Source organism: Ruegeria sp. SATB045, assembly GCF_059613525.1.
In genome coordinates this window covers 57,238-74,896 of record NZ_JBXWSR010000020.1, presented here as the reverse complement: position 1 = coordinate 74,896, position 17,659 = coordinate 57,238, and the positions used below count along the sequence as shown (strand labels likewise).

Sequence of the window (17,659 nt, the reverse complement as noted above, 5' to 3'; positions counted from 1 at the left end):
AAGAAAAGGGGCAGGATTTTGCCCTGCCCCCAAGTTTGGTCTGAACACTTTTTGCACCGCGCAAGGTGCTGCTAAAAGAGTTGCAAATCCTTTGCGCCGCTTTGAATTTCAGCAAAGTTCGGCATGTTCTGGACGGCCAAAGGCGCCGGTTTTACGCCTGGCATCGCCACTGTCGGCCTTGCCGGCTTACCGAAGGCCGGTTTTTCCAATTCACCGCGAATGTCGCGTAGCAATGTCTTATGATCTGGCATGGACTTAAGAATCTGAGCCAGATCCACCTTCGCACCCTTCCACCATTGGAACCAAATCGGTTTTTTCAACGGACGAACGCGGTCGCGAATACCAGTTCCATAGCCGGTGTCGTAGACCTGTTTGCCTAGTAACACTGTTTGGAAAACGCGATGGTCGAACAGAGTGGCAAACTCGACATCGTGCTGCATAGGCAAACGGTGCTGCCAAAGCTCAAGGTTCTCAGCCAACCGGTCAGGAATTTTCATCTCGGTCCGGGCGTCGATCCAATATTGATCATCCGTGCGGTTGCCCAGCCGGTAATGCAGACAAATGAATTCAAGCACCTCATCATAGAGCTTGTCCATCTGCCGGTTGTAGCGCGCGCGTAGTGACGGCTCGATATCACGCGTCGGCAGGTGTTCGGCAAACCAGCGGATCGCATGGTCGATCATGTGGATCGCAGTGCTCTCCAACGGTTCGATGAAACCGCCAGACAGGCCGATGGCGACGCAGTTCTTTACCCAGGCGTTTCGCACCCGCCCAACGCGCATCGGGATAACGCGCGGCGTCAGTCCCTTGCCGCTGTCTCCCAACCATTCAAGATACTCGTCCGCCGCCTGATCATCCGTTCGATGCGCCGAGGAATACACATAGCCGGTGCCCACTCGGTTAAACAAAGGCACGCGCCACGTCCAACCGGCCCCCAGGGCCGTGGACCGTGTTGCACTCTCGATCTTGTCCGGATCAGGATGTTCGATCTGCAATGCCATCGCCCGGTCATTGGGCAGATAGTCCGAGTAATCCATGAACGGCTCACCCAGAGCCTGATTGATGATTAACCCACGGAACCCGGTGCAATCCACAACCATCTCGATGTCATGGCGACCTTTACGCTCTAACATCAGGTGGCTGACATTGCCTTGTTCGTCCAATTCAACCGACTGGACCTCATCCTGAATGTGCTCGACACCGCGCTGGGTGCAAACCCTGGTCAGCATCCCTGCGAATTTCACCGCATCCAGATGATACGCATAGCCAAACCGCTGCTCGAATTCCGGTGCGCCCAGCGGTCGCGCGCCTTTGCAGAGACGGGCCAAATCGTCATGCGGAGCGATCGATTGCGTGAAATCCCGATCCCCATTGCCAAATCGCAAGTAATACTCGGCCGCTTCAAGCCCTTCCAGCATTTGGCCATGAGCAAATGGGTTCATATAATCGATACGGTTACCTTTGGCGTCCTTGTTCCAGTTGCAGAACTTCACACCCAGCTTGAAGGAAGCGTTGGTTTCGCGAAAGAAATCCCGTTCAGCTATTCCAGCCTGCCGGAGCGTCACCGGCATACGAGGAACCGTTGCTTCGCCCACACCCACAGTCGAGATATTCGGGCTTTCGATCAGACATATCCGCGGTCGATCTTTTGGCGCCGATGTCCGGGACAACACCATCTCAAGGATAAGTGCGGTCATCCACCCGGCTGTACCGCCACCCACAATGGTGATTTTGCGCAATCGATTGTTCATTCTGCTCTGCTCCCCCCTTTTTATTTTGGGGAACTATAACAGTTTTCCCGCACCGGGCCAGAGCCTATGACATAGGCGTTGAGCGCGCCAAAACGGCGTGTCAGACAAGCATCAGAACGCGCATAGTTGCGCCTGCCTCAGATCTCTTCGCCTTTCTTCAAAAGCTCATCAATCAATTCGCGCTGTAGGCCCTGACTGTCACCACCACCGAATTCTGCAGCACCGCCGGAATAGAGGGTGCCGTATGTCTTGGCGATGTTAACCGTTTGGGCCAGACCCGAGATCAGCTGGTCTTTTTCCAACGTGGACAACGGATGAATATAGGCCGCCCACAAGGTACCGTTGGCGATCGCATAACGCGCATCTAGCGTACTGTCGAAATTCGCCTGCATCATGCGCTGCAGGTCCGCGGGTGACAGATCAGCCGCGCTGCTAATCGACACCATGGCCCGCATCCGATCGGCGTTCACATCCGTGATGACCAGAACCGGAGTATCCCCGACCGTCAGCTGAAAACCAGGCCCCTGCGGCAGCGCCTCCGGGTCCAAAGCGAACAGAATTTTTCCTAGCCGCTCATAGGTCATGGGCGGTTCCAACTCAGGAGCGTCCTGCGCCTCTTGAGCGGCCAGACCTGTGGCCAGAACTATCAGAAAAAGGGCTAGTCGGATCATCGCATCGCTCCTGCAGGTTGCCCATTGAACATATGTGGATCAAACGACACTGGCCAAACAAAGCTTGGTGAGGAGAACCTTCCAAACGATCCGAGTATCGGACGATCTGCAATGTTTTCAAGCTCATCAATCATAGTCCGTTCAACTCCTGACGCCTAGGTTTGTTTCAGCGGCGGGCAATCCGGCCGCGCCCAGCTTAAATGATGAAAGGAAACGCAATGAAATCCCTGGTTCTGACCACTCTGATCGCCACCCTGCCCCTGATCGCCGCCCCGGCCTTTGCCGCAGATGAAATCAACGTCTCGAACGGTATCTCGGCGGCGGGCGCTCCTCTGGCCGCACATGGGGTCGATCTGGTGGCACTGGTCAATGACGGCAATCCGGTCGATGGTTTTGCCACCCATTCGGCCACCTATGACGGTGCCTCCTACTATTTCACCACCGCCGAGAACCTTGCCACGTTCGAGGCCAACCCTGCCGCCTATCTGCCGCAGCATGGTGGGTTCTGCTCGTTCGGGGTGTCGGTTGGCAAGAAATTCGACGGTGACCCAGATCAGTATCTGGTCGCAGACGGCAAACTGTACCTCTTTCTGAACGCCGAAACCCGTGCCGCGTTTTTGAAAGACGTACCCGGCACGGCAAAAACCGCTGATGGCAAATGGTCAAAGATCAAAAGCGTCGCAGTCGGCGAGCTTTAACCCACCTCCAAGCGAAAGCTCGCGGCGTTACGGCGTCGCGGGCTTTTTCTGTTCGATTAGCTCGATGGCCTGCGCCAAAGCGTCCTCGATGCTCAGATGCGATGTGTCCAGTTGCACCGCATCCTCGGCCGGTTTCATCGGGGCCGTGCTGCGTTCTGCATCCCGCGCATCGCGTTCGCGCACATCGGCCAGAACCTGATCGCGCGTGACATTGGCCCCCTTGGCACTCAATTCAAGGTAACGCCGCTCAGCCCGGACCTCGGCACTGGCGGTTACGAACAACTTCGCCTCGGCATTGGGGCAAATGACAGTGCCAATATCGCGCCCGTCCAGAACCGCACCCCCGACCCGCCGCGCAAAGGCGCGCTGGAAATCGACCAGAGCCGCGCGGACCTCGGAGATCACCGCCACTTTCGAGGCCGCCTGCGCGATCTCGGCCGTACGCAGGTCACCCTGTTGCAATTCTTCGGCTGTCAGGGCCTGCGCCGCTGCGATCGGGTCCATCCCCTCAAGCGTTCGCCGCCCCACCGCGCGGTAGAGCAACCCGGTATCCAGATGGGCAAAGCCGAAATGCGCCGCGACGGCCTTAGAGATCGTGCCCTTCCCTGCAGCCGCTGGCCCGTCTATGGCAACCGTGAAACTCACGCGCGTTCGACCTTGGCGCCCAGCGTCGCCATCAGCGGTTCAAAGATCGGGAACGAGGTTGCAATCGGAGCGCCATCATCAACCGAGACCGGCGTTTTCGCTCCCATTCCCATCACCATGAACGACATGGCGATGCGGTGATCCAAAAAGCTCTCGCAGGTACCGCCGCCGGGAACATTTCCGATGCCCAGACCGTCAACCGACCACCATTCTTCACCCTCTTCCACGGTCACACCATTGGCGCGCAACCCGCGGGCCATTGCGTCGATCCGGTCGCTTTCCTTGACGCGCAGCTCTTTCACGCCGCCCATCATCGTGGTGCCGGTGGCATTGGCCGCAACCACGGACAGCACCGGGTATTCGTCAATCATCGAGGCCGCTCGTTCCGGCGGCACGTTGATGCCCTTCATGTTAGGCGAGTATTTCGCCCGCAGATCGGCAACGGGCTCGCCGCCTTCTTCGCGTTCGTTTTCATAAGTCAGGTCCGCGCCCATCTCGCGCAGCGTGGCAAACAGCCCCGCGCGGGTCGGGTTCAGGCCAATGCCCGGCACCAACACATCCGAACCGGGCGTGATCAGCGCTGCGCAAACCGGAAACGCCGCGCTGGACGGGTCGCGCGGAACGGCAATAACCTGGGGCTTCAACTCGGGGCGACCGGTCAGGGTGATCACCCGGCCCTCATCTGTATCCTCAACGGTGATCTCTGCGCCGAACCCGGCCAGCATCCGTTCCGAATGGTCGCGGGTGGCCTCTTTTTCAACGACAACAGTTTTGCCCGGTGCGTTCAGACCTGCCAGCAGCACAGCAGATTTCACCTGCGCTGACGGCACCGGCACCTCATAGCGTACCGGAACGGGTTCGGCCGCGCCCACGATGGTCATCGGTAAACGCCCACCCGAGCGACCAACCGATTGCGCCCCAAACAGCGCCAGCGGGTCCGTCACCCGCGCCATGGGACGCTTGTTCAGGCTGGCATCCCCAGTAAACGTGGCTGAGATCGGGCAGGTCGCCATCGCACCCATGATCAGTCGCACACCCGTGCCAGAATTGCCGCAATCAATCACCTGATCCGGCTCGGCAAAGCCACCGACGCCGACGCCATGCACGGTCCATTCCCCTCCGCCGTGATCCGTGACCTCGGCACCAAAGGCGCGCATGGCCTTGGCAGTGTCCAGAACATCCTCACCTTCCAGCAGGCCGGAAATCTTCGTCTCACCCACCGCCATCGCGCCCAAAATCAGCGACCTGTGCGAGATCGACTTGTCGCCGGGCACCTCTGCCGTTCCGGTCAGCGGACCGCAGGGATATGAGGTCATCGGGATGGGCGTGCCGTGTCCGGACATGGGGGCTCCTGTTTTCGCTATCAGTGCCTTAGCCGCTTAGCGAATTGGGGCCGGTTGGTCCAGCGGCAATCAGCCTGTGCGGCGGAAGGTCAGGTAATGCGGCGTGCGCCCTTCGCGCAGAGCCTTCTGTTCGTAACGGGTGGAAATCCAATCGTCCCATGGTTCGCGCCAGTCAGCCGGGCGCTCGGCCAGCCACTCGAACCCGGCGCGTGGCACTTCCTCAAGCGTTTGGCGAACATAGTCGGGAATATCAGTCGCGACCCGAAAGATCGAACCCGGTTTCAGCGCCCGCGCCAGCGGTTGCAGATGTTCCTGTGTCACAAAGCGGCGACGATGGTGCCGCGTCTTGGGCCACGGATCGGGATAGAGCAGGAATGCACGCGAGATGCTGGCCTCGGGCAAAACATCGAACAGGTCGCGCGCATCGCCAGGATGCACAGCGAGGTTCTCGACCCCAGCCTGCCGGATCTTGCCCAGCAACATGGCGACGCCGTTGATGTAGGGTTCGGCCCCGATGATGCCGATATCGGGGTTGTTCGCCGCCTGATGCACCAGATGCTCACCGCCGCCAAAGCCAACCTCAAGCCAGACATCCCGCCCGCCAAACAGCGCCTGCAGGTCCAGCGGCGCGCGTTCGGGGTTACTCTCCCAATCGACCGCACCGGGGGACAGCGCATCGAGGTCTTCGCTCAGATACGTCTTTTGACTGGGCTTCAGGGTTTTGCCTTTGAAGCGGCCATAAAAGTTCCGGCGGGGGCGTTGGGGGATCTCGGTGCTCATGGGCCGAGCCCATACTGTGCCGAAACCACGGACGCAAGAGGGCGACCGGTCCACTCAACAGACCTGCCGCCCCCAAAAAGCACCAGAATAGAGCGCGCCCGAATGGGCGCACCTTTGGTCTAAGATCAGACCGCCGCTTTCAGCGCGTCCGCCAGATCAGTGCTTTCCCAGCTGAAGCCGCCATCGGCATCGGGTTCGCGGCCGAAGTGGCCGTAGGCTGCAGTGCGCTGGTAGATCGGCTTGTTCAGTTGCAGATGCTCGCGGATGCCGCGCGGGGTCAGGTCCATTACCTGGCCCACGGCTTTTTCGATCGCCGCATCTGCGATCTGGCCCGTGCCATGCGTATCCGCATAGATCGATAGAGGCTTGGACACGCCAATCGCATAGCTGAGCTGGATCGTGCAACGCTCAGCCATACCGGCAGCCACTACATTCTTTGCCAGATAGCGTGCGGCATAGGCGGCCGAACGATCCACTTTGGTCGGGTCTTTACCCGAGAACGCGCCACCACCGTGAGGTGCTGCACCCCCATAGGTGTCGACGATGATCTTGCGACCAGTCAGGCCAGCATCGCCATCAGGGCCGCCGATCACAAATTTACCGGTCGGGTTTACGTGCCATTCGGTCTCGGCGGACAGCCAACCTTCGGGCAGAGTCTCGCGGATATAAGGCTCGACAATGGCACGGATGTCATCCGAGCTCAGCGCCGCGTCCAGATGCTGGGTCGACAGCACGATCGAGCTGACGCCGACGGGTTTTCCGTCACGGTAGACAACCGAAAGCTGCGACTTGGCATCGGGGCCCAGCGCAGGCTCGGATCCGTTCTTGCGCACTTCAGCCAGCCGACGCAGGATCGCGTGGGAATACTGGATCGGAGCCGGCATCAACGCAGGCGTTTCGGTCGTGGCATAGCCGAACATGATCCCCTGATCGCCTGCCCCTTCGTCCTTGTCATCGGCGGCATCGACACCCTGCGCGATATGGGCGGATTGTTCGTGCAGCAGGTTCGTCACTTCGACGGTTTCGTGGTGGAACTTGTCCTGCTCGTAGCCGATATCCTTGATACAGGCGCGCGCGATGTCGTCGATATGCGCCATGTAGTCGTGCAACTTGTCCTGATCCGACAGGCCAACTTCGCCACCGATGACAACCCGGTTGGTCGTGGCAAAAGTTTCACACGCCACGCGCGCTTCAGGTTCTTCGTTCAGAAATGCGTCAAGTACCGCATCCGAAATCCGGTCACAGACCTTGTCGGGGTGCCCTTCGGATACGGACTCCGAAGTGAAAGTATAGTTCTGTCGGGACATAAAAGTGCTCCATTAAGATTTCCCCATCACGCCAGGAAGCCGTTGTGACGGGCACATGGGGGATACGCTCAGAGTGTTAAAGCGTCAATCAGTAATTGCTATCACGTCCGTCGGCCAGGTCGCCACAGTGCGATCGTGGCGAAAAACAGTGCAAGGAAAAGAGGATAGTCGCCAAGCCTGGAATAAAGGGGCGCTGCCAAAGGCGCAGGAAGCTCAGCGTCTATGAAACCCGCGTTGCCCAGCGCCAAAGACTGCGTCACCTGACCCAGCGGGTCGATCATAGCGGACACACCAGTATTAGCGGCACGCATCATCGGAAGACCCTGTTCAACAGCGCGCATCTGCGCCTGCGCAAGGTGCTGATATGGTCCCGAACGGGTTCCAAACCAGGCATCATTTGTGATCTGAAGCAAAAAATCAGCCCGCGCCGGAGCCGATAGAACATCTTGCGTGAAGACGGCCTCATAACAAATCAATGGCAGTGCTTTGCCCAGCTTGCCCGCCTCGAACAGTGCGGCCCCTGGTCCTGCACTGAATCCATGTCCCGTTGTAGTCGCCATCCCGTAAACACCGAAACGCGCCATTAAATCGCCAAAAGGAACATATTCGCCAAACGGGGCAAGGTGATGTTTGTCATACAACGCGTCTTGCTGGCCATTTTCGCCCAGATAGACCAATGAGTTGTAGATCCGAGGCCCCTCGCCTCTTTGTATCCCAAAGACAACTGGCACACCCTTGGCTGCATCCGCGATTGCATCCAGATAGGGTTGCGCGCTACCCAACCAAGCCGGGACAGAGGTTTCAGGCCAAACAATCATATCCGGTCGGGGCTGCGCTGCTGAAAACTCCAACTGTCGTGCAAAGAAAAGCGGGGCGTAGTCAGGGTCCCATTTCTGGTGTTGCGGCGCATTGGGCTGCACAATTCGGACAACATGACCGGTATAGGTCACTGCAGGCACAGACAACGCACTAGCCACTACCAGCCCGATAGCACCAACAGACAACGTGGCTGCCGCCCCGATCCTTGAGCGCTGCACCAACGCCGCCCCGAGAGGTAACGTTGCCAACAAGGTCACGGCGCCCAACCCATAAGGGCCGATCAACGCCAGAACATGGACCACCGGAGTGTCAACCCATATTTGCGCCAATCCAGCCCATGGAAATCCCGTCAGAACATACCCCCGCGCCCCCTCGGCAAGCGAAACCGCCAATGCAAGCAAGACAGCCTGACCAAGTGCAGACGCGCTCGGACGGCGCACCAGCCAAAAAGCGCAGGTCCAGAATAGCGCGAGCCCTCCGGCCATGAAAATCAGGGCAAATGGCGCCATCCAGGCGTGACGCTCGGCATCGACCAGAAAGGGCTCGACAATCCAGCTGAGAGCATGCGCAAAATACCCGGTGGCAAATGCCCAGCCGATCCAGGCCGCGCGTGACCGAGAAGGCGCAGTGACGAACAACGGCCCAAGACCAAGCAGCGCGGCCACAGTTGCAAACCAATAACCGAATGGCGCTAGCCCAAACGCCGCAATGGCGCCCAGAAACGCTGCCAAACCAAAAGTCATCCAGAATGGCCACCTCGCGGCAGGGTTCATGCAACGAGATCCGGCAACATGACCCGCAGTCTTTTGATCCGGCGCGGATCGGCATCTATGACTTCGAACTCGGGCCCCTCGGGATGCAAGACTACTTCGCCACGGGCAGGAACGCGCCCCGAGAGCATGAAGACAAGCCCGCCCAGGGTATCGATTTCCTCTTCGTCGACGTCCTCATGGCTGGTCAAGGAACGTCCGATCTCGGCCTCGAAATCCTCGAGCGGTACGCGGGCCTGAACGATATAGCAACCCGGCTTTTCCTGCAGCCAAAGCTGGCTTTCATCGGCGTCATGCTCATCCGCAATTTCGCCTACAACCTGTTCGATCAAATCTTCGATCGTTACCAAACCGTCGACGCCCCCATATTCGTCGATCACCAACGCCATGTGTCTGCGCTCGGTCTGCATTTTTGTCATCAGAACGCCGATTGGCATCGAGGGTGGCACGAACAGCAAAGTGCGCAACATTGAGATTAGGTCGAATGTGGATGAGGTTCCGTTAAACCCATGGGTCAGCGCGAAATCCTTGAGATGCACAAACCCTAAAGGCGTATCTAGAGTGCCGTCATAGACCGGGATACGTGACAGGCCGCTTTCGCGAAACACCTGCGCAAGTTCGTCCTTGGTTATGGTTGATGGGACCGACACGATTTCTGCTGTCGGGATCGCAACATCCTCGACTCGCATTCTGCGCAGATTGATCATGCCACGTGGTTGCGTTTTGTCGGTTTCATGCCCATTGGCGCCCGAAACCTGCTCATCATCTTGCGACGAGAATGCATCCACTATTCGAGAGAAAAACCCAGCTTTCTCTTTGATGTTTTCTGTGCCTTCCTTTGGTTGCGCGCTTTGCGCTGCCATAGAACTGCCGTCTGTATCGCCCATTATCCCATTCCAAATGATCGGCCAAAATGGCCCCTATTAAACAGTATATGGGTCATCAATACCCAATTTGCCAAGTATCTCGACTTCGACCCCCTCCATCAAAGTGGCGTCCGGGTCACGGATGTGATCGTATCCCAACAAATGCAACATTCCGTGAATGATCAGATGTGTGACATGATCATCCATGGCTTTTCCTGCCTCAGCCGCTTCACGTGCACAGGTGTCAAATGAGATCGCGATATCCCCCAAAGCTGTCTCTCCGGTAAAATCCGGGGTCGGAGATAACGGCGGCTGACCTGCGATGTCCGCGGCCAAATCTTCGGCAGGCCAACTCAGTACATTAGTCGCCGAGGGTTTTTCCCGGAATTCAGCGTTCAGATCCGCGATACGGACATCGTCGCAGGCCAATAGGCTGATTTCACAGTCTTCTTGAAGGTTACAATGGTCCATAACCGCCTGAATGGCGCGGCGTGCCAAGGGCTCCAGCCCCTGCCAGCGGGTGTCTTCCACCGTCAGTTCAAGGTTCATGTCTGTCGTCCAAAGCCCCGGGCATCGTAGCCTGAAACCTCTCAGGTTTCACGGCCCGCGTCGGCCTCATACGCCTCGATGATCGCGGCGACAAGCGGATGGCGCACGACGTCTTTCGACGTGAAATAGTTGAAGCTGATATTCGGGATCGTCTTAAGCAACCGTTCCGCATCGGCCAGACCTGACTGAACCCCGCGCGGCAAATCCACCTGCGAGCGGTCACCGGTGATCACCATTCGGCTACCCTCGCCCAAACGCGTCAGGAACATCTTCATCTGCATAGTCGTGGCATTCTGTGCCTCGTCCAAGACAACAAACGCATTTGCCAAAGTTCGACCGCGCATAAAGGCCAAGGGCGCAATTTCGATTCGCTTTTCCTCGATCAGCTTGGCCAACTGTTTACCCGGAAGGAAATCGTTCAACGCATCGTACAGCGGTTGCATATAAGGATCGACCTTGTCCTTCATGTCACCCGGCAGATAGCCCAGTTTTTCACCGGCTTCGACCGCAGGGCGGCTCAGGATTATACGGTCCACATGTCCGCCAATAAACATCGACACACCAACAGCGACAGCCAGATAGGTTTTGCCCGTACCCGCTGGTCCGATGCCAAAGGCCAGTTCATTGTTGAACAGCGACTGGACATAGGCTTTTTGGGCATCTGTGCGCGGTTCGACCAATTTCTTTCTGGTTTTGATCTCGACCATTCCGCCCTTGAACATCTCGAGCTGATCACCTTCGCGACTTCCCGTTCCCTTCTCGGACCCGCCCATGCGCAATTCGCGATCCACGTCGGCGGCTTCGACATCCTTGCCAGTTTCCAGTCTTGTATAAAGCGCCTGTAACACTTCGATCGCTTGTTTCTGGGCGTCTTCGTCGCCCATGACCACAAGCTGGTTGCCACGGCGCACAATCTGCACCGAGAGTTTTTGTTCGATGTCGGTCAGATTACGGTCATATTCGCCGCACAAATCAATCAACAACCGGTTGTCGGGAAATTCAACAAACGCCTCACGCTGGGGCATTTCATCTTGCGGTGGGGTAAGGGCACCGATGGCCAATCCGTTCTCCTGTCTTGGCGTTTCTCCCCGAGCGTGACAACAATTGCCGGTGGGCGCAAGCCACAGATTCAAATTTTCGCAAACGAATGACAAAACCGCCGATTGCACTCGAGTATATCGAACCGACTTCAGGTCCAAAGGCCACCAGACTTAAGGAGGTCAGAAGGTGTAGTTCAAACCAAACCGAAGACTGCGATACTCAGGCGTCGAACGAGTCGAAAACCCGCTGCCAAATTCGACATCCTTGCCCTCAAACTGAACATACTCGTATTCACCAGTGATCGACCAATCGTCGTTCAGGCTATGCTCAGCTCCGATACTGACAGAAAAACCATTCCTGCTGTCGGATTCCTGGAAGGACTGGGCTGTCGGGCCAAACGTAAGGCTGTTCGTCGTTTCGACATCTCCGCGAACATAACCAGCAGACACAAAATACAAAATACTGCCGCTTTTGTTCGTTAGGCCACTGCGAAACCGTACAGAAAATATATCAGACACCTCGGAGCCGCCGGTAACAGATACGCCATTGACCGAGGTGGTGACTTCATCATCTATCGAGCCGAACTCGTACCCAATCTCTAGCCCATATACGTAGTCGCGCCCACTTCGCGCAGGAAGCACTCCACGCCAACCTGCGCGAACACCGCCGAATGACCCCTTCAGATCCAAGTCTCCAACGGGAAATGTGGCCCCGGGCGTTGCCAACCCAAACTCATCTGTTCCTCCGAGAGAATATCCACCGGTAACGCCCAGGTAAAATGCACTTATGTCGCCGTTAGAACGCTTGGGGTTGACAACTGGCGGATCGGTGAGGCCAGGTTCTGGATTCCCGGCCAAAGTGCAGGACCCGAAGACAATGGAAGTAAGTAGCCCCCAGAACAGACGCAAACCAGAGCTTTTCAGAACCGTCAATTCAAACACTCGCACTCTCCGACATCTCGACACACTGATCTGCCTAGGAGACTAGAACTCCTGATACGTATGGAACCCTAGACCCCTAAAAAATCTAGCATTTCTCCGAGCATAGATCGAAGTCATAAATCAAGTGTTAATTTTCGGTTCAGAATCAGGCGTTGGTGTTTTCACCACAGTTTCAGCCAGGTTCAGAGCAGCTCGCCCGCAAGCGAATTTGCCCCCGACGCGGTGATGCGAACGTCGCGCAACTCACCCACCTCGACATTGGGGCCCGAGACGTGAACCGAATGAAGATACTCGGATTTTCCGACCATTTGGCCAGGCAGGCGACCGGGCTTTTCGAACAGAACACGGACATTCCGGCCCACCATTGCATCCTGAATTTCGCGCTGATGACGGGTGATCACAGCCTGCAGGCGCTGTAGGCGGTCATCCGCCACCTCAGGATCAACCTGAGACCGTTCGGCCGCCGGCGTTCCCGGACGGGTCGAATACTTGAACGAATACGCGTACCCGTACCTCACCTGCTCCACCAGATCCAACGTGGCCTGAAAGTCCTCTTCTGTCTCCTCGGGGAAGCCCACGATGAAGTCGCCCGACATCATGATATCGGGCCGTGCTTCACGGATGCGTTCGATCAGGCGCAGATAGCTGTCCGCCGTGTGGCTGCGATTCATCCGTTTCAGAATCCGGTCCGAGCCCGACTGAACCGGCAGGTGCAGATAGGGCATCAGCTTGTCGCAGGTTCCGTGCGCTTCGATCAGGTCATCGGCCATGTCGTTGGGGTGCGACGTGGTGAATCGGATACGTTCCAGCCCGTCAACCTTGTTCAACTCCCAGATCAACCCCGCCAGCGTCGTGTCACCGTTCGGGCCAGCCCCGTGATAGGCGTTGACGTTCTGACCCAGCAAAGTGATTTCGCGCACGCCGCGTTCGACCAGATCCTGCGCCTCGCGGATGATGCGATCCGCCGGGCGGCTGACTTCGGCCCCGCGGGTATAGGGCACAACACAGAAGGCACAGAATTTGTCGCAACCTTCCTGAACGGTCAAAAACGCCGTGGGGCCGCGCTTGGCTTTGGGTCGGTTCTTGAGCTTTTCGAACTTGTCTTCTTCCGGGAAATCGGTGTCCAGCGCCTTCGCGCCTTCGCGGGTCTTGGCCTCCATCTCGGGCAGACGGTGATAGCTTTGCGGGCCGACCACCAGATCGACCAGAGGCTGGCGGCGCATGATCTCTTCGCCCTCGGCCTGTGCAACACAACCGGCCACCCCGATCTTAAGATCAGGCTTTTCCGCCTTCAGACCTTTGAAGCGACCCAACTCGGAATAGACCTTTTCAGCGGCCTTTTCCCGGATATGGCAGGTGTTCAGCAGTATCATATCCGCGTCGTCGGGGCTTTTTGTCTCTACATATCCCTGACCGCCGAGCGTTTCGGCCATACGTTCGCTGTCATAGACGTTCATCTGGCAACCATAGGTCTTGATGTACAGCTTTTTAGGTTCCGACATGGGTAGGGCCTTTTGCGTTCGCGGGATCGGCGTCATCTATACCTTACGAACGCCGCTTGCAATGCCCGCGCGATTACCCGATTTTGACCCAAAACACCAGCAAGACGAGCGCGAACAGGCCATGCAGTACGACTCTGTAAACTCTTTCCTGCAATCCGGCACGGATGCGCTGAAAAAGGGGCCGATTGCCCTGATCTTTGCCGAGGATGATGTCGAACTTGAAAGTACAATACGCCATCACCTGAAACTTGGGTTTACCAATCTGATCGCCTTCATGCCCGCAGAATTCACACTGCCGGAGGAATTGACAAAACGTATCCACCGGGTTGCGTTGACCTGCGCACCGCGGACCGTCGTTTTCGACACGATTAACAAGGTGATTGAAGCCGCTCCATCCAATTGGATGTATTACTGCTACAACGCCGAATACCTGTTTTTCCCCTTCTGCGAGACCCGCGCCATCGGTGAGATGCTAGCCTTTCACACCGAAGAACGCCGCGATGCGATGTTGACCCATGTGGTCGATCTGTATGCCGATGACCTTACGGCTTTCCCCAACGGAGTGGCTCCGGATCGTGCTATGCTGGACCGCATTGGATACTATGCCCACACTCGCCACACTCCTGACGGTCAGCCGCTAGAGCGCCAGCTGGACATGTCCGGAGGTTTGCGCTGGAGGTTCGAAGACCACATCCCCTATGAACGCCGCCGCATCGATAGGATTGGCCTGTTCAAGCCCCGCAAAAATCTGCGCCTGTTGCCCGATCACACCTTTAGCGAACCAGAATATAACACGTATTCCTGCCCCTGGCACCACAACCTGACCGCAGCGATCTGCTCTTTCCGTGCGGCTAAAGCACTGAAATCAAACGCCGGGTCGACCTTCGACATCCCAAGCTTCAAGTGGCGGAACTCGGTCGCGTTCGAATGGAACTCGACCCAATTGCTGGATTTGGGCCTGATCGAATCCGGTCAGTGGTTCTGATCCAACCTTCATCTGGCCAAAAATATCCCTGGAGAGGTGCGGCCCCGCCGCGCCGGGGGCAGAGCCCCCTATCGTGGCCACACCATCGGAAACCAATCCTCACGCAGACGCTGCCCGGGCACCATGTCATGGCCCGGAAACGGCGGTGAGGTTCGACCGGGTCGCTCTACATAGCGCGCGTCATCGCCCACCAGACGCAGTGAAAACGCACGACGGCGGCTGTCAGAGTGATTCCCGCGCGCGCCGTGCAGCGTGTGATAGTTGAACGCTACCGCGTCACCTGGCTGCATCTCGAACTCGACCACGCGCATCCCTTCAGCATCCGGGTCAGGGACAGGAATGTATTGGCCCTCATCGGGAAAGAACCCTTCTTCGGACACCCAGCGAGTCGGTAGAACCTCTTTCTCCCACTTGTGCGATCCGGCCACGCAGCGCAAGGTCGCTTTTGTCACAGGATCAAGCGGCGACCAGAAACTGATCGTCTGCTGGCCTTCAACAAAATAATACGGCCCATCCTGATGCCACGGCGTTGCCATCGAGGTGCCCGGTTCCTTCACCAGGACGTGGTCGTGAAACATCTGAACAGTTTGTGACTGCATCAGATCGGCGGCAACCTCAGCTGCCGGAGAGTTGTGGATCACATCTTGAAACTGTTTGACCCTCGTCCAATTGCAATAATCGTCAAAAAACAGTCCGGTCTCGCCCTGTTTCTTATTGTCCGAAGCGTATGGGCCAGGCTCAGCCATGTTCGCCGCAACCCCATCGCGCAAGGTTTCCACATAATCGGCAAACAGTCTCCGGATCAGAACAACACCGTCGCGCTGATAGGTGTCGATCATGTCTTGCGTCACAAGGGGATGGGTCATGTCAGTCTCCGTGCCGATTGCGTTGTGATCTGCGCATGGCATTGGTCTCTGTTCAAGTCATATCTTTTGAAGCTAAATATAAAACCATGTTATACCTTTCACTTAGACAATACGAATATGTCTGCGCCATTGGACGATACGGCGGCCTGTCCGCGGCGGCCCAACATCTGAATGTTTCGCAACCGGCTTTGTCCAACGCCCTAACACGGGTCGAAGACCAACTGGGGTACCCATTATTCACACGAAAGCGCGGTGCTGCGATGACCGTGACCCCGCAAGGGCGCTCATTCATCGAACAGGCCGAGGCATTGCTGTCGCGCGCCGCGAAACTGGAAAACGCAACCTCCACGGGGCCTGCAGCGGCTCGTTTGCGATTGGGATGTTTCGACGATCTTGCCCCCTTCCTGCTCGCCTGCGCCTTGCGCCTGTTGCGAGAGGGCCTTCCAGATGTCCATGTGACTTACCGGGTAGATAATTTCCAAGGTTTAATCTCAGGCTTAGTTCAGGGTGAGATCGACTTTGCGATTACCTATGGGCTGACGCTGGATGCCGGGTTCACGACCACGTCGCTCTGCATCACATGCCCGAACGCGGTGATATCTCCGGATCATCCGCTTGCGGAGCACAGGCATCTCTCGTTGAAGGAAATCGCGGCGTATCCCTTGATCCTGTCGGACGAAGGACTTTCTGCCCAACATTTTCTGACTTTGTTTCGCAAAGCTGGGCAGACACCCAATGTCGCACACCGCGCTGCATCACTTGAAATCCAACGCAGCCTGGCCGCAAACAATGAAGGAGTCGCTATGACCTATGCGAATATCCCCGCTGCAGTTAGCTACGATGGGATGCCACTGGTTAGTCGACCTGTCACCGATGATTTCGCAGCCGAGCCCGTCGTGCTCGCGCGGCATGGAACGGGTCCAATGGACACCCTCTTGGACAGAGCGCAAGATATCCTGTCGGAATTAACGACGTAAGGTTACTTCTTTCGCAACCGGATCACGACATCGACCGAAGCGATCTCGACCCCTTCGGGTGCTTCGGGCAGGCGCTGGATCACAAGCTGTTCGGATGGTGCATCGCTCAGGCGCCCTTCATCCTCCCAGAAAAAATGCGGGTGATCATGCGTGTTGGTGTCGAAATAGCTTTTCGACCCGTCTACGGTGATTTCCTGCAGAACGCCCGCGTCGCAGAATGCCCGCAGAGTGTTGTATACAGTCGCTAAAGACACGGCATCGCCGTTCTTTTTAGCTGATTCAAACAGACTTTCCGCTGTCACATGACGGTGCTTTCCGTCCCCGACCAAAAGCTCGGCCAGGGCCACACGCTGACGCGTCGGGCGCAGTCCGGCGTGAACCAACCAGTTCGTGGCTATGCTCTGGCTTTCTGGTGTCATGAATCCGATACCGTTTTGTTGCTGAAGTATATATAGGTGCTGAAGTCAGGTAATTTCAAATGAAATTCATTCGCAAAGAACGGACAGAACACCGCATGATGTTGGCCACCGCTCTTGCAGGACCTTGCATACGGGTGCTAGACGAGGCCAGATTGAATGAACAGACCCCTGGCAGGAGAGGCGGCAAGAATGGCCCAATTCCCGAGCAGCTTTGACAAGGATGATCTGCTGAAATGCGCCCGTGGCGAATTATTCGGCCCCGGTAACGCGCAGTTGCCTGCCCCGCCGATGCTGATGATGGACCGGATTACCGATATCTCAGCCGATGGTGGCGCGCATGGCAAAGGTCATGTTTTGGCGGAATTCGACATTACTCCGGACCTGTGGTTCTTTGACTGCCACTTCCCCGGGAACCCGATCATGCCTGGCTGTTTGGGGCTGGATGGCCTGTGGCAGCTGACCGGCTTTAACCTCGGCTGGCGCGGCTGGCAGGGGCGTGGCATGGCTGTTGGCGTGGGCGAGGTCAAGCTGACCGGCATGGTCCGCCCCGACCGCAAGATGCTGACTTACAAAATTGATTTCAAAAAGGCGATCCAGACCCGCCGCCTGACTATGGGTGTGGCGGATGGTATCGTCGAAGCGGACGGTGAAATGATTTACGACGTCAAGGACATGAAAGTCGTCCTGTCCGAAGCCTGAGCCTGATCGGCCCGAAATAAGGAGCACGCA

Annotated in this window: 18 protein-coding genes and 1 riboswitch; of the genes, 4 read left to right on the top strand and 14 right to left on the bottom strand. The window is 57.2% G+C overall.

The genetic code is table 11. The features are described 5' to 3' along the window. Nucleotides 1-71: 71 nt before the first annotated feature. Together AC2FNR_RS07890 and AC2FNR_RS07885 are read right to left on the bottom strand one after the other, a co-directional pair. Nucleotides 72-1,751, bottom strand: a complete 1,680-nt coding sequence (locus AC2FNR_RS07890) for a tryptophan halogenase family protein (RefSeq protein WP_480866270.1) — start codon at nucleotides 1,749-1,751, stop codon at nucleotides 72-74. A 137-nt stretch (nucleotides 1,752-1,888) separates the two neighbouring features. Further along, nucleotides 1,889-2,422, bottom strand: coding sequence for a hypothetical protein (locus AC2FNR_RS07885; protein ID WP_170354858.1), 534 nt, complete (start codon nucleotides 2,420-2,422; stop codon nucleotides 1,889-1,891). Between the two features lie 218 nt (nucleotides 2,423-2,640). On the opposite strand from AC2FNR_RS07885, the gene AC2FNR_RS07880 reads away from it, so the two are divergent. Further along, complete coding sequence (locus tag AC2FNR_RS07880) at nucleotides 2,641-3,120, top strand: YHS domain-containing (seleno)protein (protein WP_496848621.1); 480 nt, start codon at nucleotides 2,641-2,643, stop codon at nucleotides 3,118-3,120. A gap of 27 nt (nucleotides 3,121-3,147) precedes the next feature. On the opposite strand, the gene cmk is transcribed toward AC2FNR_RS07880, so the two are convergent. From cmk to miaB, 10 genes are all read right to left on the bottom strand, one after another. Further along, the gene (gene cmk / locus AC2FNR_RS07875; protein WP_496848620.1) at nucleotides 3,148-3,765 is read right to left on the bottom strand and encodes a (d)CMP kinase; all 618 of its coding nucleotides are present in this window, start codon (nucleotides 3,763-3,765) and stop codon (nucleotides 3,148-3,150) included. Beyond that, nucleotides 3,762-5,108, bottom strand: coding sequence for a 3-phosphoshikimate 1-carboxyvinyltransferase (aroA, locus tag AC2FNR_RS07870; RefSeq protein WP_496848619.1), 1,347 nt, complete (start codon nucleotides 5,106-5,108; stop codon nucleotides 3,762-3,764). Before aroA ends, cmk begins: the two co-directional genes overlap by 4 nt. A 69-nt stretch (nucleotides 5,109-5,177) precedes the next feature. Continuing rightward, nucleotides 5,178-5,888, bottom strand: a complete 711-nt coding sequence (gene trmB, locus AC2FNR_RS07865; RefSeq protein ID WP_496848618.1) for a tRNA (guanine(46)-N(7))-methyltransferase TrmB — start codon at nucleotides 5,886-5,888, stop codon at nucleotides 5,178-5,180. A 125-nt stretch (nucleotides 5,889-6,013) separates the two neighbouring features. After that, nucleotides 6,014-7,195, bottom strand: coding sequence for a methionine adenosyltransferase (metK, locus tag AC2FNR_RS07860; RefSeq protein WP_170782922.1), 1,182 nt, complete (start codon nucleotides 7,193-7,195; stop codon nucleotides 6,014-6,016). Between the two features lie 5 nt (nucleotides 7,196-7,200). Further along, nucleotides 7,201-7,249, bottom strand: a riboswitch (SAM-SAH riboswitch). Between the two features lie 47 nt (nucleotides 7,250-7,296). Continuing rightward, nucleotides 7,297-8,757, bottom strand: a complete 1,461-nt coding sequence (gene lnt, locus AC2FNR_RS07855; RefSeq protein WP_496848617.1) for an apolipoprotein N-acyltransferase — start codon at nucleotides 8,755-8,757, stop codon at nucleotides 7,297-7,299. Between the two features lie 26 nt (nucleotides 8,758-8,783). Continuing rightward, nucleotides 8,784-9,671, bottom strand: coding sequence for a hemolysin family protein (locus tag AC2FNR_RS07850; protein ID WP_480866281.1), 888 nt, complete (start codon nucleotides 9,669-9,671; stop codon nucleotides 8,784-8,786). A 36-nt stretch (nucleotides 9,672-9,707) separates the two neighbouring features. Then, the gene (ybeY, locus tag AC2FNR_RS07845; protein ID WP_480866283.1) at nucleotides 9,708-10,199 is read right to left on the bottom strand and encodes an rRNA maturation RNase YbeY; all 492 of its coding nucleotides are present in this window, start codon (nucleotides 10,197-10,199) and stop codon (nucleotides 9,708-9,710) included. Between the two features lie 41 nt (nucleotides 10,200-10,240). Then, a complete protein-coding gene (locus AC2FNR_RS07840) occupies nucleotides 10,241-11,260 on the bottom strand; it encodes a PhoH family protein (RefSeq protein ID WP_496848616.1) in 1,020 nt (339 codons plus the stop codon). 159 nt (nucleotides 11,261-11,419) lie between these two features. Beyond that, nucleotides 11,420-12,181, bottom strand: coding sequence for an outer membrane protein (locus tag AC2FNR_RS07835; protein ID WP_496848614.1), 762 nt, complete (start codon nucleotides 12,179-12,181; stop codon nucleotides 11,420-11,422). A 182-nt stretch (nucleotides 12,182-12,363) separates the two neighbouring features. Beyond that, complete coding sequence (miaB, locus tag AC2FNR_RS07830; RefSeq protein WP_496848613.1) at nucleotides 12,364-13,683, bottom strand: tRNA (N6-isopentenyl adenosine(37)-C2)-methylthiotransferase MiaB; 1,320 nt, start codon at nucleotides 13,681-13,683, stop codon at nucleotides 12,364-12,366. Nucleotides 13,684-13,744: 61 nt separating this feature from the next. Between miaB and AC2FNR_RS07825 the strand changes: the two genes are divergently transcribed. Further along, nucleotides 13,745-14,668, top strand: a complete 924-nt coding sequence (locus AC2FNR_RS07825) for a hypothetical protein (protein WP_496848612.1) — start codon at nucleotides 13,745-13,747, stop codon at nucleotides 14,666-14,668. A 68-nt stretch (nucleotides 14,669-14,736) separates the two neighbouring features. Here the strand turns inward: AC2FNR_RS07825 and AC2FNR_RS07820 are convergent, their stop codons facing one another. Further along, nucleotides 14,737-15,534, bottom strand: coding sequence for a phytanoyl-CoA dioxygenase family protein (locus AC2FNR_RS07820; RefSeq protein WP_496848610.1), 798 nt, complete (start codon nucleotides 15,532-15,534; stop codon nucleotides 14,737-14,739). Between the two features lie 86 nt (nucleotides 15,535-15,620). Here AC2FNR_RS07820 and AC2FNR_RS07815 point away from each other — a divergent pair, with 86 nt between their 5' ends. Continuing rightward, nucleotides 15,621-16,511, top strand: a complete 891-nt coding sequence (locus tag AC2FNR_RS07815) for a LysR family transcriptional regulator (RefSeq protein WP_496848608.1) — start codon at nucleotides 15,621-15,623, stop codon at nucleotides 16,509-16,511. Nucleotides 16,512-16,513: 2 nt separating this feature from the next. Here the strand turns inward: AC2FNR_RS07815 and irrA are convergent, their stop codons facing one another. Next, nucleotides 16,514-16,930: an iron response transcriptional regulator IrrA gene (gene irrA / locus AC2FNR_RS07810; protein ID WP_170354845.1), complete on the bottom strand. Its 417-nt coding sequence runs from the start codon at nucleotides 16,928-16,930 to the stop codon at nucleotides 16,514-16,516. A gap of 189 nt (nucleotides 16,931-17,119) precedes the next feature. On the opposite strand from irrA, the gene fabA reads away from it, so the two are divergent. After that, the gene (gene fabA, locus AC2FNR_RS07805; protein WP_170326986.1) at nucleotides 17,120-17,629 is read left to right on the top strand and encodes a bifunctional 3-hydroxydecanoyl-ACP dehydratase/trans-2-decenoyl-ACP isomerase; all 510 of its coding nucleotides are present in this window, start codon (nucleotides 17,120-17,122) and stop codon (nucleotides 17,627-17,629) included. Nucleotides 17,630-17,659 lie beyond the last annotated feature (30 nt).

Excerpts from the sequence above, each read along its gene's own strand:
- lnt (WP_496848617.1), bottom strand. The coding sequence starts at position 8,757 with ATGACTTTTGGTTTGGCAGCGTTTCTGGGCGCCATTGCGGCGTTTGGG.
- AC2FNR_RS07850 (WP_480866281.1), bottom strand. The coding sequence starts at position 9,671 with ATGGGCGATACAGACGGCAGTTCTATGGCAGCGCAAAGCGCGCAACCA.
- metK (WP_170782922.1), bottom strand. The coding sequence starts at position 7,195 with ATGTCCCGACAGAACTATACTTTCACTTCGGAGTCCGTATCCGAAGGG.
- aroA (WP_496848619.1), bottom strand. The coding sequence starts at position 5,108 with ATGTCCGGACACGGCACGCCCATCCCGATGACCTCATATCCCTGCGGT.
- ybeY (WP_480866283.1), bottom strand. The coding sequence starts at position 10,199 with ATGAACCTTGAACTGACGGTGGAAGACACCCGCTGGCAGGGGCTGGAG.
- AC2FNR_RS07885 (WP_170354858.1), bottom strand. The coding sequence starts at position 2,422 with ATGATCCGACTAGCCCTTTTTCTGATAGTTCTGGCCACAGGTCTGGCC.
- AC2FNR_RS07880 (WP_496848621.1), top strand. The coding sequence starts at position 2,641 with ATGAAATCCCTGGTTCTGACCACTCTGATCGCCACCCTGCCCCTGATC.
- AC2FNR_RS07815 (WP_496848608.1), top strand. The coding sequence starts at position 15,621 with ATGTTATACCTTTCACTTAGACAATACGAATATGTCTGCGCCATTGGA.
- irrA (WP_170354845.1), bottom strand. The coding sequence starts at position 16,930 with ATGACACCAGAAAGCCAGAGCATAGCCACGAACTGGTTGGTTCACGCC.
- fabA (WP_170326986.1), top strand. The coding sequence starts at position 17,120 with ATGGCCCAATTCCCGAGCAGCTTTGACAAGGATGATCTGCTGAAATGC.
- AC2FNR_RS07825 (WP_496848612.1), top strand. The coding sequence starts at position 13,745 with ATGCCCGCGCGATTACCCGATTTTGACCCAAAACACCAGCAAGACGAG.
- miaB (WP_496848613.1), bottom strand. The coding sequence starts at position 13,683 with ATGTCGGAACCTAAAAAGCTGTACATCAAGACCTATGGTTGCCAGATG.
- AC2FNR_RS07820 (WP_496848610.1), bottom strand. The coding sequence starts at position 15,534 with ATGACCCATCCCCTTGTGACGCAAGACATGATCGACACCTATCAGCGC.
- trmB (WP_496848618.1), bottom strand. The coding sequence starts at position 5,888 with ATGAGCACCGAGATCCCCCAACGCCCCCGCCGGAACTTTTATGGCCGC.
- AC2FNR_RS07890 (WP_480866270.1), bottom strand. The coding sequence starts at position 1,751 with ATGAACAATCGATTGCGCAAAATCACCATTGTGGGTGGCGGTACAGCC.